14 protein-coding genes and 1 pseudogene are annotated in these 17,134 nt (G+C 48.6%); 2 read left to right on the top strand and 13 right to left on the bottom strand.

What is annotated here, in order from left to right; genetic code table 11:
• Positions 1-136: 136 nt before the first annotated feature.
• From VB741_RS12745 to VB741_RS12760, 6 genes are all read right to left on the bottom strand, one after another.
• Positions 137-943 (bottom strand): hypothetical protein, encoded by an 807-nt coding sequence (locus VB741_RS12745; protein WP_323365561.1) that lies wholly within the window; start codon positions 941-943, stop codon positions 137-139.
• Positions 944-1,519: 576 nt separating this feature from the next.
• Positions 1,520-2,368: a ParB/RepB/Spo0J family partition protein gene (locus tag VB741_RS12750; RefSeq protein ID WP_323365562.1), complete on the bottom strand. Its 849-nt coding sequence runs from the start codon at positions 2,366-2,368 to the stop codon at positions 1,520-1,522.
• Between the two features lie 140 nt (positions 2,369-2,508).
• A complete protein-coding gene (locus VB741_RS12755) occupies positions 2,509-3,309 on the bottom strand; it encodes a ParA family protein (protein WP_323365563.1) in 801 nt (266 codons plus the stop codon).
• A gap of 375 nt (positions 3,310-3,684) precedes the next feature.
• A complete protein-coding gene (locus VB741_RS26385; RefSeq protein WP_442786355.1) occupies positions 3,685-3,897 on the bottom strand; it encodes a Tn3 family transposase in 213 nt (70 codons plus the stop codon).
• On the bottom strand, positions 3,851-4,021 hold the full coding sequence (locus VB741_RS26390; RefSeq protein ID WP_442786357.1) for a Tn3 family transposase: 171 nt from the start codon (positions 4,019-4,021) through the stop codon (positions 3,851-3,853). Before VB741_RS26390 ends, VB741_RS26385 begins: the two co-directional genes overlap by 47 nt.
• A gap of 729 nt (positions 4,022-4,750) precedes the next feature.
• On the bottom strand, positions 4,751-5,638 hold the full coding sequence (locus VB741_RS12760; RefSeq protein WP_442786356.1) for a tyrosine-type recombinase/integrase: 888 nt from the start codon (positions 5,636-5,638) through the stop codon (positions 4,751-4,753).
• Positions 5,639-5,727: 89 nt separating this feature from the next.
• Between VB741_RS12760 and VB741_RS12765 the strand changes: the two genes are divergently transcribed.
• Positions 5,728-6,192 (top strand): helix-turn-helix domain-containing protein, encoded by a 465-nt coding sequence (locus VB741_RS12765; protein WP_323365565.1) that lies wholly within the window; start codon positions 5,728-5,730, stop codon positions 6,190-6,192.
• Between the two features lie 40 nt (positions 6,193-6,232).
• Complete coding sequence (locus VB741_RS12770; RefSeq protein WP_323365566.1) at positions 6,233-9,214, top strand: Tn3 family transposase; 2,982 nt, start codon at positions 6,233-6,235, stop codon at positions 9,212-9,214.
• 31 nt (positions 9,215-9,245) lie between these two features.
• On the opposite strand, the gene VB741_RS12775 is transcribed toward VB741_RS12770, so the two are convergent.
• The 7 genes and pseudogenes from VB741_RS12775 to VB741_RS12805 all read right to left on the bottom strand — a co-directional run.
• Complete coding sequence (locus VB741_RS12775; protein ID WP_323365567.1) at positions 9,246-9,731, bottom strand: formylglycine-generating enzyme family protein; 486 nt, start codon at positions 9,729-9,731, stop codon at positions 9,246-9,248.
• A gap of 183 nt (positions 9,732-9,914) precedes the next feature.
• Complete coding sequence (locus tag VB741_RS12780; RefSeq protein WP_323365568.1) at positions 9,915-10,115, bottom strand: antitoxin; 201 nt, start codon at positions 10,113-10,115, stop codon at positions 9,915-9,917.
• Between the two features lie 193 nt (positions 10,116-10,308).
• Positions 10,309-13,170: a formylglycine-generating enzyme family protein gene (locus VB741_RS12785; protein WP_323365569.1), complete on the bottom strand. Its 2,862-nt coding sequence runs from the start codon at positions 13,168-13,170 to the stop codon at positions 10,309-10,311.
• Positions 13,167-14,324, bottom strand: a complete 1,158-nt coding sequence (locus VB741_RS12790) for an AAA family ATPase (RefSeq protein ID WP_323365570.1) — start codon at positions 14,322-14,324, stop codon at positions 13,167-13,169. The genes VB741_RS12785 and VB741_RS12790 overlap by 4 nt, the downstream gene beginning before the upstream one ends.
• Positions 14,325-14,370: 46 nt before the next feature.
• The gene (locus tag VB741_RS12795; protein ID WP_323365571.1) at positions 14,371-15,789 is read right to left on the bottom strand and encodes a VMAP-C domain-containing protein; all 1,419 of its coding nucleotides are present in this window, start codon (positions 15,787-15,789) and stop codon (positions 14,371-14,373) included.
• A complete protein-coding gene (locus VB741_RS12800; RefSeq protein WP_323365572.1) occupies positions 15,782-16,831 on the bottom strand; it encodes a caspase family protein in 1,050 nt (349 codons plus the stop codon). Before VB741_RS12800 ends, VB741_RS12795 begins: the two co-directional genes overlap by 8 nt.
• A pseudogene (locus VB741_RS12805) lies at positions 16,828-17,134 on the bottom strand (hypothetical protein); the annotation flags it as partial. The pseudogene VB741_RS12805 and the gene VB741_RS12800, both read right to left, overlap by 4 nt.

Raw genomic sequence — 17,134 nt, forward strand, 5'->3', positions numbered from 1 at the left:
GAATAAGATACATGCGTCTCATACTGGGAAATACCTTATTCTTTTACTTGGGGTCATACAGTTAGCTAGGCGAATCACCCCTCATAGGGACTCTTGCTTCTAATACTACGGGTACTCTATTTTTTTTGGTAAGCCCCTATCCACCCAATCGTTCGGAGTCTAACCGCTGTCTAAATTTCATTTGGGTCATGCGGATAGCTTCATCATGGGCCTGTTCCAAATCCTCAAGTTCAAATACAGCCACTAGCTTTTCGCAGTATTCCACCATTTCTAACCCTAGGGTCTCAGGAATATAGTTGCGGGCAATATGGCGCGAACCCGAGACGGGGGCTTCCCAAATCTGTTTGATCTCGCTGGCATCCATGCCAAAGAGGCCGCGATAGACATAGTTGGTCCATTTACCAAATTTGAAGGGACTGTTTCCCCCTTGTTCGGCGACGGTATAGGCCCAATCTTTTCTAGCGGGTTTGCCAGCCTGCCGAGCGACGAGCCATTGTTGGATATGAGCGCTATCCTCACGGGTGTACGTCTGCTTCAGGAATGTATATGCCTCAGCATATAAACCCTCAGCGGCAAACCAGGCTAAGAAGTCGATCAGTCCGTTCCTAGCCTTTGTACGTAATTTGCCAGGATTCTTGGCCCAGTCACTGACCAGTTCTACCCAGTCCGAGGCCTCGATCACTCGGTAGATATTACCGTCATTCGCTTTGATTTCTGACACCCTAAACTGCTTGCCAGAGGGGAGTTTGAGGTAGTTCACCCCTTCGATTTCTGACACCCTATCGGCGAAGGTTTGGGCCGGTACATCGGTATGACGACTCATGGTGCGATACCCCACACCAATGGTGGGACGGTCGGGGCCAAGTCCATCGGGATCGATGATCACGACTCTAAAGTCGCGATCCTTAAATTTGATGGGAACTACCTGTCCAGCTTCGAGCATGTTTCTGATGGTATGTGTAGATTTCTGACACCCTCAACCTTAAGTAAGTTAAGTGTTCTGAGTACCCCTGTTAAGGTGATCGTTTGTACTAACAAAATGGCGCAACGACCAACAAAGAAATGGGTCTTTATAGCTTTGGCTTGCTTTATTTTCCTAACAGGAAATTTTCAAAGCTTGGTCGTAAATTGCCAGTTTTATCGGTGATCGCTGAAACGCCCATAACTCAGGGATAGTTCATTTGCTCACCTTAACAAGGGTAGTGTTCTAAGCGATTCGCCTCAAGTTTTCTGACACCCCCAAACTCTTTCTAAATATAGGTTTTAGGCCATGAGGCACTAGATTTCCGACACCCTATCTTGAGCTTGAATCATAAAATCCTTCCTGCCGCCGTTATGAGCAGGAAAACCCTTCATGCATGAGCATCTCGTCCTATTCCATATGGTTTCGGAGAGAAAGTAGGACAAACGTATTGATAAAGGCGATTGCTTTGATGTCTATCGATAAACATCTAGGGATTCCAATTTGATTCAACTCAATGTTTAAGTGACGTAGACCTATTTGAAAATTCTAGAATTCTCAAACACTTAACTGCTCAATTTCTTGTAAAAGCTGATCGATTTTGGTCAGTCGTTTCCGCACTTCTGTTGACTCAAGCAGAGACTTCTTTTTCCTTACAGTTTTAAATCGAGCAAAAATCTGCTCGGAAATGGATAATTCCACTGGCTCACTATTGGCAGCCTGTTCTTTTTCAAGATCTTTGACTAACTCCATTAAATCTTGCTTTGTCAAACCAGCAGCTTTCTCTACCAACACACCATGTAAGTCAGACTTCTGACGATTCAACAGCACTGCATTCGTAGGCGACAGTTTCCCTTCGCGTACTGCATCTAATATCTCAGGGGCCAAATTTAACATGGGTAACCGATTAGAAACAAAGCTAGCTAGCTTCATTCCAAACTCTCCAAGAATTTCAACGATTAGCTTCAGTTCATCCTCGCTGAAAATTCTAGAATTCTCAGCCCCTCGGGAGCGTGAATTTTTAACTCGATAAAGACCCGCCTTAACATCTTCGACTGGGATATCCAGGTGCAGTGACAGCAAACTTAAAATACTTTCCGTCTGCTCAATTGCCGTGATTTCTTCATTTAACAAGTGAGCGATCAGTGCCGCTTCTAATGCAGTGGCATCCGGCATATCCCGCACAATGGCCGGGATCAATTCCATCTCCAACGCGCAGCAGCTACGCCAGCGGCGCTCACCACTGATGATTTCATAGGTGCCTTTCGCTCCAGGTCTAACCAAAATTGGTTCTAAAACACCGTGCTTAGCAATCGATTCCTTGAGCCGCTCCATTTTTTGCGGATCAAAATAGAGTCGAGGCTGCTTTAACCTGCCAGGTAGTTGGAGCGGTTGAATATCAGCCACCGGTAGTCTAAATGACTGACTCGAAAGCGACTTCAAACTTTCAATTTCTGCCTTGAGCTGGCCAATCGTTTCACCCTCTTGAGCATTTAAGGCCCCACTAAACATAGTCGCCATGGGTCGTTTGCTGATGCGAGCCATCGCTAATCCATCTCCTTAATGACTTCAACGGCAATTTTTTCGTAGAGCTTGTTGTTGGGATCCCCAGCTCTGTAGATACCCAATGGCAACCCAGCAGCTGCGGCATTGGCAATATAAGCATTGTCCTTAATCGTCGGAAACATCGGAATTTGCATGTGTCGCATAATATCAGGTAATCCCTCAATATCCGACAGACCTAAATTATCCCGATGCATCGCCCGGTTCTTTGCTCCATTTGGCACCACGCCAAATACCTTAGGTGCAGGCTTTAGGCGCAACTCAGTTCGAGTCACGCTAATCCACTCCAGCAATTTAGCCATGGCATCCATATCCTTGTCCTCTGGCTTAAGGGTAATAATCACATCCGTGCTCGCCGATAGGGCAGCAATGTGGAGTTGCTCAATGGTGCCAGGGCAATCAATCAAAACTACGTCATGGGGCAAGGGATGATCTTCTAATGAATCAGCCAGTAGGTAAGCCCCTCGTTTGTCCAAAACTAATCGCTGGCTAGTTTCTGTAAGTGGTAGGCCACCTAGACAGGCATCGATGCCATTGATGCGATCTCTCCAAACTGGAAACAAAGGATAGTCCCCTTTGAATTCAGGTCTGAGTACCCAGTCCATGGTCTTTTCCCGCGGGGGATCATCTAACCCACAGAAAAGCGTCAGCGAACCATTAGGGTCACAGCCAAACATAGCGACTTTTTTCCCTTGTCGGGCGAGTTGGTAAGCCAGATTAACAGTCAGAGTGGTCTTACCAACACCGCCACTATTAGACATGATTGAAATAACTTTTTGAGGCATCTTTGGTGTAGCGAAATTTCAAAGCGTGCGCACATATCGTAGCTCATTATGCCTGAAAATTCTTAGAATTCTTAAATGAAATTATAAAATTTGAGAATTCCAGAATTTTCAAGAGATTTTTCAGGTGTTCCCCGAGGAAGGGATTTGTTTCTGGCCCTATGGGTGTGTGTTTTGAATTGGGCTTATACGGCCTGGGGTCTTATAGGCAAATCCGTCAGAGGGGAGTAGCCCAAATCAGAGGGGAGCCATTCTACAGGATGGCTAGAGGTTCCTTCCGCCATCCCCTGTCGAGTTTCTATGGATTTCCCTCACTGCCAATCAACCTGAGTTTAACTGCTACAGGGCCTTTGTATAGAAAGGGAGAAATTTTGGTCGCTAAGGCTGGATCGTAGACTGACGTAAAGGTCTGAGTGCTTGCTTCTGACCAATTCGGACTAGATCGAAAAAATACTTGCCGTAGACATTGAGGTTGGAATGACGGGTTGGCCAGATGCCATTTAAGTCCTCATCGCTGATAGCAACCCCTTCTTTTCTCAGTTGCTCAACCGCCTTCTCGATATAGACCGTATTCCAATACAATGACCGCATTTGTAACCATATTCAAGCAGCCAACCTGATTGCGTAACTGATCGTCCTGCTGACTGCGTAACTCTCCTTGATTGGCAAAGAATAGATGAGACCGCAGGCTGTGCAGCGCCTCACCTTTGTTCAGTTGGCGATTAAGTCTGCGCCGATTTGCTTCATCGGCATATTATACAAAGGCCACCCTGGAAGAAATCACGGCCCACTCTGAGCTATTCAATCAATTGCTGCACCTACGACGGCTGCAGCACTGTAAGGACGATCTCAAAGGTAAGCTGCCAACAGTGCGAAGCAACCTTTGTCTCAGAAGATAATAAAAATAAATGTTGAAATCATATAGTCTGTTCTGGATAAACTGAGCTAAAGATAGGGTTGAGATCATGCAAATTTTGTTAAGTCAATAGTTATCTATAGAAGTTCTTAGATTGATGAAGTACACATGAATTCTCGACCGGCAGGGGTTTTGAAGTTCAATATGTACCTCAGTAGATAGAGTAGCGCTGTATGATTAATCAAAACTATGCATCACAGTCTCTTTTGAGGTTAGTGATTTATAGTTTTGGTTAATCATTGGTTACTTTCACAGTTCTCAGCTGGATTATAGGCTGCAAGTCATAAATTTCTTTGGACAACCAGGATAACTATTCTGAACGTTCTAGACATCTAAGTGACCCCTGACCGAGATACGTGTAATTCTCCCCACATCGGCCTGCAAGCACTGATATGAAAAGGTTTCAGATCTGAGGATCTGAGTAGTACAGCCCATTGAGCGGCTGAACCCACGGTTTGCTGGTGCAGAGAATGCCCAAGACTCTGTAGTGCTTTTATCAGGGGCAGTTTTACCATGCATAAGCAACGTCTATAGAAGCGTATTGAGCGCCTGCTTAGCAACGGATTCTGCGCGTCTAGACGTTACCTTCTGATAGCGCAGTGTCGTCTGAATACTCTCGTGCCCCATCAAAGCTCTCAGCTCTTCAATGCCCATCAAGCCAACACGCTCAGTAGCAAAGGTATGCCGCAGATCATGTAGCCTAGCGCCCTTAAGATCAGGGAAGGGCGCAATCAACGTCTCCCAACACTGATGAATGCGACGGTAGCTAATGCGAGAAGTCTCTAGAGAGATCGGCTGCTGAGCCGTAAAAAGCGCAGCACTACGAGGATAGCGCCCATCACGAATGTATTCAGCAAGTGCTGTGGCAGTATCTTGAGAGAAAAAACACCAGCGTTGTTTATTGCCCTTTCCCAACACCTGAAAACGTTGTTCTTCAAAGTCGATATCATCTAGGTCTAATTGCAACACTTCTGAGATACGAGCGCCGCTGCGATGTAACAAACTAATGATCGCCTTCATCCGAGTATCTAATTCAACGGCCCGATACAGGCACTTAATCTGGGTCTCGCTCAGATAACGAATCGTATCATCAGAAGTATGCTCATTCTTTTGTGGGTCAGGCTTTGGCTGCTTCAACCTAGCAATCGGATTTGCCCTTAGATGACCTTGTTCAACTGCAAAGTTAAACATTGCTTGCAACGTAGCCTGCTGCTTTCTTTGAGTCGTATAGGCGAGATGAGTCAGGCCCTGTAAGTATTCGACGACATCATGACGTTCCAACAGATCCACAGGCCAGCTGCCGTATGCAGCGAGAAAGGGCATAAGGGTAGATTCATACGCCTTGAGTGTGCCTTTTGCGAGTCCTGGTCGTTGCAGAAATTGAGTGGCTACCGTTGCGAGAGTAGGCGATGTCATTAAGACAATCTGAAGGTGTTGAGTGTTAGTTATACAGGCCCTACGATATCACTACTAGATATGTCTGAAGGTGAACTTTAGTGTCTACTATGAATACTCGACAGCTGCCAAAAGCCCAGGAATCCCTGGCTGATTATGTGAACCGGCAGCGAGAAGCGCTCGGTTTAACCCGCATTGCCCTCGCTGAGCGAGCTGGCATCCATAAGCAGAGCTTAGGCAAAATCGAGCGCGGTCAAACGCAAACGCTGAACCGTCGAACGCTCAGTAGCTTATCGAAAGCCCTTGAGGTACCGATGGATTACCTAGATGCGGTCGTCCGAGGACAGGCTGGAGAACTCGGACCATCGCTGAAGTTCTGTCCGCAGTGCTGGCAGGCGGGCACCGCACCAGACCCCATTTGGACAGATCCTCGCTCCCAGTATTGCTTCATGTGCGGCACCGGCTTGCAGAATGCCTGTGGTGCTTGCGGCGAACCGCTACACTCACTGACTTTCCGGTTCTGCCCTCACTGTGGTCAGCCCTATAAGCAGGCGAGCACTGCTACTGATTCTTAGCCGCTCCCGTGCCGTTCTCGAAGCGTTTCCCCATCTTGCTATGACTGCCCTCAACCGAACGGCATATCCTTATTTCAAGCAGTCTCCTGACCCAGACGAACTAGCTGAGCTATACACACCTACGACTGCTGAGCTAGCGCTGGCAAAGAAACGAGTCAACTTGGTACCGAATCGGCTAAGTTTTTTGGTATTGCTGAAGTCATTCCAACGCCTGGGTTACTTTCCACATCCCGAAGTTATCCCTGAGGGGGTGATCACTCACATTCGCGAACAGCTTGGATTGGATGCAGCTATGACTGCTCTGGCCCCAGCAAGCTCCTGTTATCGCTACCACCAGGTCATTCGCAACTACCTTCAGGTCAAACCCTACAGCAGCGTTGCAAAGCAGGTAGCTACCCGAGCAATTGAAGCTGCCGTCGGCGTGATGGATCACCCCACTGACTTGATCAATGTGGCGGTTGAAACGCTGGTTAAAGAAAGCTACGAGCTGCCTGCTTTCAGTACGCTAGAACGACTGGCTAAACACCTGCGAGCGGTCAATCATACCGAACTATATGAGCGGGTTTCATTCCAGCTAAATCAGGAAGAACAAGCTTACCTCGATGGCTTAATCATGCGGCCAGAAGCTGATGTAAAAGCGATGCTCAACCGGCTCAAAGCCCCGCCGAAGAGCGAGAAACTGACCCACCTGGTTCAACTACAACAGACCTTTGATGAACTGATGTCATTTGGCGATGCACAGCGATTGTTGAAGGGTGTCAACCTGCTTAAGCTCAAGCATCTAGCTGCCTATGCCAAAACTTTGGACATCACTGAATTTCGCGATATCAACCTGGCTAAACGGCGAACATTATTGCTGTGCTTGCTTTACCGGGCACAGGTGAAGATGCGAGATCATCTGGTCGAGATGTTGCTCAAGCGGATGAGAAAAATTGACAACAGTGCCCGCAAGCGGCTGGTTGAACTACGAGAGAAACATCTAGCTCGCACAGAGCGGTTGCTGGGGCTCTTTAGCCAAACACTGAGTGTCGCCAAGACAGAGACAGAGCCGGTGTCGTACCAGCAATCGATGCACACGCTACTGACCGCCGAGGGGGGAGCCGAGGCACTTTTTGTCGAATGCGAAGAGGTCAGAGCCTATAACTCGCAGAATCATCTGTCGCTGATGTGGCGGTTCTATTCACCGTTTCGGCGGCGGTTGTTTGACCTAGTGCGCCTGCTTGATATTCGCTCAGCCAGTGAGGATTCAACGCTGATGGAGGCGCTGGCGCTAGTTTTATCCCATCAGCACAAGCGGCGTAAGCATCTACCTTCCGAGATTGATGTGAGCTTTATGAGCCGAGCGTGGCGTCAATTAGTGATCGCTGACGTTGATGGCCAGCAGATGCTGGTACGTCAGCCTCTAGAGGTGTGCATTTTTGCGGCGCTGGCAGTGGCATTGAAGACAGGTGACGCCTACGTCACTGGCTCAGAAGAATATGCCGATTTTAGAGCACAGCTACTGCCATGGGAGGAGTGTGAGCCAATGGTGGCAGAGTACTGCGAGCAGCTGGGCATTCCAGCAACCGATGAAGGACTTGTTGAACATCTCAAGACTCTGCTGATAGAACAAGCTGCGGATGTGGACAGCAAATTGCAAGATGATGATCAGCTCTCATTTGATGACGAAGGCGATCCGGTGCTCAAGAGGCTAACCGCTGCGCCTATTCCAAAGGATACGGACGACTTCGCGGCGGCTTTGGATAAGCATATGCCTGAGCGCACAGTGCTCGATATCTTGTGCAACGTCGAGCACTGGCTGAATTGGACAAGACACTTCGGCCCGCTGTCAGGCTCTGAGCCTAAAATTGCGAATGCCGCTGAGCGCTATATCCTGACGGCCTTTGCCTATGGCTGCAACTTAGGGCCAACCCAAACGGCTCGACATGTGCGAGGGCACACCACTTATCACCAGCTCTCATATGCCAATCGGCGTCATGTCAGCGCTGACACTTTGCAACGAGCGATCTGCGATATTCTCAACGCCTATCACAAATTGGATTTGCCGAAGTGCTGGGGGACGGGTGAAAAGGCCGCTGCTGATGGCAGTAAGTTTGAGGTCTACGAGAACAATCTACTCTCGGAATACCACATTCGTTATCAGGGCTATGGCGGCATTGCCTATACTCACGTCTCTGACCAGTACGTAGCGCTGTTCACACACTTCATTAGCTGCGGAATGTGGGAGGCTGTCTATATTCTCGATGGTTTGATTAAAAATAAGTCTGATATTCAGCCCGGTATTATTCACGCTGACACGCAGGGGCAGTCATCGCCTGTCTTTGGCCTGTCCTATCTACTTGGCATTGACCTGAGGCCGCGCATTCGCAATTGGGGCGATCTCAAACTGCTCAAGCCAACGGCAAACAGTAGCTATGAGTTCATTGAACCGCTGTTCAAAGGGGTGGCGGACTGGGCATTGATCAAGACCCACTGGAAAGACTTGATGCGGGTGATGCTTTCTATCAAAGCAGGCAAGCTGATGCCCTCTACATTGCTTAAGAAGCTCAATAGCTATGGTGGCAAGAACCGCTTATACAAAGCATTTCAAGCGCTCGGTAACGTCACTCGGACATTGTTCCTTTTACGCTATGTCTCTGATCCAGAGATGCGGCAGGAGACGACGGCCTGTACCAACAAAGTTGAGCAGTATCATCAGTTCGTTGACTGGGTGTTCTTTGCTAAAGCCGGGGTGATCACCGACAACGATCCGCTGGAGCAGGAGAAGCGGCTGCACTATCTTGATTTAGTTGCTAATGCAATCATCTTGCACAACACCATCGATCTCTCACAGGCCATTCAGTCCGTAAGCGATCAAGGTTTCCCGGTGACGACAGAGCTGCTGGCGGGCCTCAGTCCTTATCTCACCAGTAAAATCAAGCGCTATGGCGATTACATCCTCGATTTATTGACCAAACCCTTGACATTCCAGGAGATCATGGCTTGGCCAATGCGCTTCTCTACGCTAGATACTGCTGATTAGTACACCCAAAAACTACCGCCGTGCGGTTATCTCAGGCCGATGTGGGGAGAATTACACGTATCTCGGTCAGGGGTCGAAACGGCGTCTCGGTCCCTGCCCGACAGGCATACTCCCACTGAGCCTCACTAGGCAGCCCATAGCGTCGCCCTGTATGCACCGACAGCCGCGCACAAAACTCCTCCGCTTCGTACCAGCTCACCTGTTCCACCGGGCGATCGTTACCCTTAACCCTTGACGGCTCCGGCGGCATCTCCACCTTTACCTGGGGCAGCCCCGCCACCGCTCGCCATTGGGCCTGGGTCACCGAATACTTCCCTAGAAAGAACCCAGACACCGTCACCTTATGCTGTGGCCCTTCCCTGTCAAACCTATCCACCTCTGTCTCTGGTGAACCCATCAGAAACGTATCACCGGGGATCTGCATCATCCGCAGCGTCACCCCACCTGGCAGCGCCTCATCGTAATAGGTCACCCGCTGCTGCCGTTTATTAATGACTACATTGACTGCCTGGGCCATCGTTATTTTCCCCTCTCTCCTCGGCCCCAGGCTCCGCCTGGACCGACACACCTGAGGCTCCGCCTCAATACTCGTCTTCTACCCAATTCTCCAAATCAACACCAGGATACGCCCGAAAATCATCCAAATTGTTCGTCACCAAGGTCAAACTTAAACTCCTGGCATGACTAGCAATCAGTTTATCTAACGTCCCGCTACCATAAAGTCTGCTGAAAACGCCGCAAACCGTTCCATGACATCCACCAGCGGAGGACCAACAGGACGAATAATCAGCACCTCCCCCTGGCGTTCAATCTCATAATCAATATCAAGCCGCTCAAACTGTAGCTCCTTAGGAATTCTCACCGATTGAGAGTTACCACTCTGAAAAACACGAGTCCGCATCAGTGTTTGCCTTAACCATTACTTGTATACGCAAGTATATACAGAATTTAGCTCCATACTCAGTCCCAGGCTCCGCCTGGACTAGATGATCTGAGGCTCTGCCTCCAGAAAGACTGCTGGAGGCAGAGCCTCACACAATCCGCCACCCAGGCAGAGCCTGGGAGCCAGGGCAAGAGGGGAAAAGGAAAAAGAACTACTGAAGAGAGCCTGGGGGCGAACAACTCACTCGAAAACCGATATCGTTGTCGCGGTCGCCGGGTTGACCGCCGTAGCGCGAGGCGGAGCGGCAAAGCCAAGGATAGTAGAACCACGAGCCGCCGCGTAAAACTCGTGCAGCCCCTGAATCCTCGGTCAGCCAGGGACTTCCATCTATTGGGGCCTGATCATAGTTGCCATGCCAATGGTCCGCACACCATTCCCACACGTTGCCGTGCATGTCATACAGACCAAAGTCATTAGCCACCTCAAAACTCCCCACGGGTGTAGTCTGTTGCCTATATTTTCCCTTTGGTCCATCCCCATAGGAACCTGAATACCTGGTGCCACCAATTGTCTGATCCTGCCCATGATAATTAGCTATATCCGTCGTCAGAGTCTCCCCAAAATGAAACGGTGTCTCGGTCCTTGCCCGACAGGCATACTCCCACTCCGCCTCGCTCGGTAGCCGATAGTTCCGTCCCGTATACACCGACAGCCGCGCACAAAACTCCTCCGCCTCGTACCAGCTCACCTGCTCCACCGGGCGATTGTCCCCCTTAAACCTTGACGGGTCCAGCGGCATCTCCCCGTTAACCTGGGGCAGCCCCGCCACAAACCGCCACTGGGCCTGGGTCACCGCATACTTCCCCAACCAAAACTCAGGTACCGTCACCTCATGCTGTGGCCCCTCATCGCTTTTACGATCAGTCTCCCCCCTGGAAGACCCCATCCTAAACCTCCCATCAGGCAATGCCACCATCTCCAGGGTCAACCCATCCGCCAGTGGCTCCACCCACTGCCGTCCCTGCCGCCGCTGCCGGGTCACCACCCACTCCACCGACCGTCGCCCCGGCAATAGCCGCGTCAGCAGGTTACCGCCCTGCCGCTTCTCTAAGCGCCCTGTCCTAAATTCAAAGGTCTCTAGCTCAGGCCCTTCGGACTCTGCCGCCGATTGCCCCCCAGGCTCCAGACGGATCTCCGCCACCGTCACCATCTCTTGCTGTAGCTCTGGCCAGGACTCATCCACACCAATCTCTTCTGGCACAGCATCCGCATCCACAATCTGCGCCGTCACAAACTCCAGCGTCTGAAATGCTGGCAACGGTACAACAGTTGTCTTTTGTGCTCTTCGCTGACGTTGCTTTATTATCTGCTCTACTTCAACAGTTTCAGCTAATGTTCGATAAGCCCCACCCATAGCCTTGAGTACATCTAAGGTCACGGCAGCAAAGGGAGCCACCATACCACTGGCCTCTAACCACTCTGGCTCTGGTGACAACAGCGCATCAAAGCTCTTTAGAGATATACCAATCTCATCGGCAATTTTTTCCGAAAGCTTAGTAAATACCTCAAATGTCATATCAGGATCCGATGCTTTGACAATTAACCGTCGCACATCAGGATCAAAATCATAAACCGGCTCTCCCTGACTATTAGTTCCTGATTTTTTGTCCAATAAGCCACTCATAAAAACTTCTGCCACATGTACAGATATAGCTTTTTGACAAAGTTTCTCCTGAATCAGATTCACCACCGACAGGCTGACAGGAGCGGCCGCCATATATCTGGCTAACTGTTTAGCTACAGGTGAAGCCAATGACCCGAAAAAGCGATTTACGCGCGTTTCCGCTGATAGATTAGAGATGCTACTAACACCACTAAACGGATATTGATGCAACAACCCAACATCAAACCACACACCAGGAGTGCGCATGTTCCCTACACCTGATATAACTTTAGCCCACTGATGCATGGGAGCTGATTCTAGAGTAACAACAGGAAGAGACAACGGTTTAGATGGCATATATTCCCCCACCTCATCATCAGTTTCCCAACCGACCAAACCATCAATAACCAATTGGGTATTAGTTACTCCCGGCAATAGAGCACTCAGTTGCACAGGGTCACCACAACCTAACTCAGTTTGCTCCCAAAGTCGCTCGGGCAACAACTGTACAACCGTAGTTGGCCCCTGATGTGACAAGCGTTCGAGCCACTCATATATAGTTAATGATTCTTTCAAAGTTCTCGACAGCTGAGGTTGCGGACGCTGTTGCCACAGGGGCGAAAGACAATCACTCACCAACAAAATCAAACGTCGCCCCGATGGATGCATCAGCTCACGCAAACTACGAGGCTTAACACTGTATTTTTCAGAAGAGCTTTGAGTAGAAGGCTTAAGAGACTTACCTGCAGAATCATTCTTTTCAGAGATAACCTGCCCTGGGATGTAGGGCCAAAGCTCTAGTTCTCCTTGGCTAGATGCCTGTAATCGCCAAGTACGCAAGTTACGAAAAGCACCCAAGCGCTCTAATACTTTCTTTTGAAATTCTTCAACGGTTTTTCGCCACACAAAACTCATGGCAGATTCTTCGATCACTAGCTCTAGGTCTAACCAACGCTCTAGCTCTGGTTTTACCACTGGTACCCGTATACGCTGAGCCGCAATTTGTTCAACCGTTGCATCTTCGTCAAGTTCATATCGCGTTAGCGATGGCACCTTACGCATTAGAGGACGCAGAGCACGACTAAGATCAATAGCATTTGGCAGGGCCGTTGCCGCTGGAGCCTGAAAGGGTAAGCCCGATGTTTCATGGATATCTACCTCTTCATCTGGCTGATCTAAAGAGTCAGCCGCAAATACCGGCAGGGATAAAGGCTCGGCATCAGCCGTATCGATTGGGTCACTATCCTCAAACCGTACCTTTGCTCCAGATGTTTCCGTAGTTTTTGGCTGACTCTGGGCCACCTCTGCTACAACATCAATCCGCTCAGCTAACCACAGAGCATCTGCAATCTCCTCATAGGTCAGCTCTAAACCAGCCTGCTGTAGCCGATCGATCAGCCGATCAATCATGCCAGCTCATCCTGCTCAGACTCATCGCCTTCATCCGTTTCATCTTCAAGATCTTCAGCACTGGTAAGATTCTTGAGTAATGACTTGATCAATCTCTTTCGACTACTACCCACTGGCGACCGATCCCGAGTCACCATAAAAATAGCATTTAGCAACTGATCGGTGGCCAGATCTCCTTCTTGCCGACGCTCTAAAAAGGTTTGAATCAGCTCATCTCGTATATCTGTAGCCGCCTTTTTACGTTCCTGGGCAACGACTTCTCCATACTCATTGGCAAGCTGGTCATATTCCGCATCCAAATGGGCCGCAACAATACGCCCTAACATCGCCTTATCTGGTTGAGGCATTCTTAATCGCAAACAACGGCGTAAAAATGCTGGTGGAAAATCTCGTTCCCCATTACTAGTTAGAATCACCAATGGAAAAGCTCTACAGCTAATTCGCCCGTTGGGTACAGTGTAGTATCCATTGTCATTCCAGGTGCTTGGTTCATCAGGGTCAGAATACGCTGTACGAACCCTAACGTTAGGTGCAATTTCTTTAATGCGATCTAACTCAGGAATCTCGAACCAACCTTCTTCAAAAATAGATAATAGGTCATTGGGCAGATCAATATCGCTTTTGTCAATTTCATCAATCAGCAATATTCTAGGCTTATCACTAGGTAGCAGTGCCGTCCCCAAAGGCCCAAGAGTAATATACTTACCAATAGATTCAGGTTTCTGAACCGTTTTTAGGACCTCTTGTTGATTCAACTGCCCCTGGCTCAACTTAGTAAGCTGCTCGGTCTCTTGCAAACGACCAATGGCATCGTATCGGTAGAGACCATTTTTCAAAGTAGTACGGGTAGTAATAGACCAATACAAAACTTCCCCTAACATTAACTCCTTAGCAACTTTGTAAGCTAAAGAGGATTTACCAGTACCAGGTTTACCAGTAATCAATAAGGGACGCCGCAAATAAATGGCAGCGTTGATCATATCCACTTGAGCAGGAAGCATCTGAAACGTATCTGCCCGCTGCTTACGCCGATCCACCCCTGGAGCTACTGAATCACCAAATGGCCGCCAACTCGGGGGAGCTGGCAATTGCCAATCAGCATTGGGGACACCTGTGTCTTTGAAAACTTGCCAGTTTTGAGGTTGCTCAGTCATTAGCTATATCTAAGGGTATCGCTTAAGTCAATTAGACATATCGAAACTAGGCAGATTGAGGATACTGAAAATCTGGAGGTAGCAAATATGGATCATCCCACATTAGTGACAAATATTGGCCAATATGATCACCATCTAAACGTCTATCAAAAACTGTCCCAGGTATTTCTTGCAAACTGCAAGAATCTAATAATTCATTTAAACAATCCTCACAAGTAACTCCAGACTGAAGCTGACGCAACCAAACAGCCGATGGCATTGCTGAACGCGATAGTAGGGTAAAGATGTGGTTTTTACTAGCACCTGCAGGGGTAGGGACAGTAGTTAACTTCACTCCAAACATCCTTTGGTTTTGCTTTTTTCTAAGTTGTCTATTAAGGGCTGAAATATCAGTACAATCAGACAGTAAAAAATATTGATTGCTGGAGCTGGTGCACTGTTGCACCAGCTCCCATCGTCTTTTCCACTTAGAGCGATCGACTCGTCTGTTCGACAATCGATCATTAGAGCGTAAAAACACTCCGTCCTCATGGCTCATACCTAGAGTCTCTTCAGGATCTTCCTCTGGCAGACTACACCAACTATCTACAGGTAAATCCATTAACTCAGAGGGCAAAAAAATGTGTAATGACTTTGGCAATGCCGAAAACTTATCTGCACAAGAGGTTATTAATTTTCTTACAGTTGGTTCAATTTCATCAACCTTAAACGTTAAGGGTTTATCAGGAGTGTCTTTTGGCAAGTAGACATTTTCAGCACTACCTAAGTTGAGACGATATTGCCCAATATCTGCGATATACCATCCACGGACACTATATACCCGTTGATTATCCTGGGCAGATTTTTGAACAACCTCAGAAACACGAACCAAGAAACACGAGAGCACGTCTTGTTGCTCCTGCTGATAGGCTGCAATCTGATCTAAACATTCATCTGTGGTTAATACCTCAGGCAGCATAGCTAATTCATTAGCTAACCATTCTTGAAGACCTGAAATGTGCAGATCATCTCGCAACAGTAGCTCGCCTACAAACATAATCAAAGGTTCATAGGGAGCTTCAGTATCACTTTGGCTACATTTATCAAGTCTATTGACTAAGACTTTGATATCACCTGGGACTGGCTGTGACCGGATCCAGCTATTCGATGGTATACATTGGTAAAAAACACTATCGACAGTCTGTTTTGCCTCAGCATAAATATCAACCAAACAGTTGCTCAAAGTAGTTAGATTTTCTCCCTGTAAGCATTGACGAATCTGATCAATTTTGCTAGCAAGCCGCCCAATGTCATTTTCATACAACTTCAGGCTTTCTTCTAGACGATACTCGTCCGCACCTTTACTTCCTCCCAACTGAGCTTTTTCTCTTTTATAGGCTTCTTGGCGTCTTGTCAGCTGGTCTTCTAAACGTTGCAATGTCAGCCTTAAGCTTTGATAAGAATTATTTTCAGGCACTTCAGACATTCAACAGGTCCTCCAGTTCCGCTTCTAAACGAGAAATATCATCGGCTAATCGGTTGAGGGTATGCTCCGTTTCATATTCAGCTACACCTTTAACACCTCCCAGTAGAGCTTTTTCTCGTTCTATTTGCTCTTGCTTCACTTGGATTTGTTGTTTGATACGATCAACTTTCATTTGCTGGCCTAGACCAAGTTTTTTGGATACAGGCACAGTCTTACCTTGAGCAGTAATTTGCTCAGAGCGAGGCCCCTTAACCCACTTATACACAGGCTCCGGTCCCCCCTTCTCTCGTAGCTTTCCTTGCACCTGCTTCGCTAACGCCTCCATATCTGGCCACAGCGGCTGCCCTTCAAGCACCTCAAGCACCGCCCGCGAAAACATTCCTGTCCCTGCTACCCTATCATTCTTCGCCACCCCATAGTCCGCTGCCGCAAACAGCACAAACTGCTCCGCCTTTTCTACTTCCCCCGTGGCACTGTAACGCTGCCCTGCCCCCTCCGCCTGTCCTGTCTCGTATAGCCCTTGAAAGTAGCTATTCGCACAGGCATCAATCCAAAAAATCTGCCGCCCAAACCCAGCCCCATGGGCCGCCGTCGCCAGGGCCTGCACCAGCGAATCTAGCTCCAGGTTCAGCTTATTCTCCGCTGTAGTATCCGCAAAAAACAGACGCCGTGTGGCCGACTGCGTCTTGGTCAGCACCCCGTGGCCACCCCAAAACACCTGCAGCCCCTCCCCCTGCCTCTGCTCCGTAATCAGCTGATCGCGAATAAACCCATCAATGGCAGCACGGGTGGCAGGATACACCGTTACTCCTTTGGCCTTAGCCTGGATCAGCAGCGGTTCATTTTTTGGCAGTGGTGACCCAAAAAAATGTACCTGATTAGGCGGCACTTGGTGGGTCAGCAACCAATCCATAAATCCTAGACCATCCTGGACCGGACCATCGAGGTCGTAATTTGAGCCCAGACCATAGGTTTCAACACCCACCACAAGGGCATGAACCAGAGCTGGGTTGGGAGTTATTGTCATAGCAGACAGGGTCATGGCAGAAAATCGGTAATGGCATCCCAGGTAGCATCATTGGCCCAATAGGCCCCATGGGCCTCGGGGAATGGCTGTCTATTGTCTACCAATACATCGGTCATTTTTCCAGCAAACAGACCATCCTGATTGCCAACGTAGCTTAAAAAGTCTCGTAAATCATAGATATTTAGCCAGTTTTTGTAACTACTCAGGCTTAAAAAATTAGAGAGTTTTCCCAGGTTACAGAGATTATCAGCTAGCGTAATCCAAATATAGGAATTGGTAACCTCCTTGAGCAAGCCCAAGGGTCGCATCAAACTCAGT

This window comes from Leptothoe sp. PORK10 BA2 (assembly GCF_034932105.1).
In the GTDB taxonomy this organism is placed as follows: domain Bacteria; phylum Cyanobacteriota; class Cyanobacteriia; order Phormidesmidales; family Phormidesmidaceae; genus Leptothoe.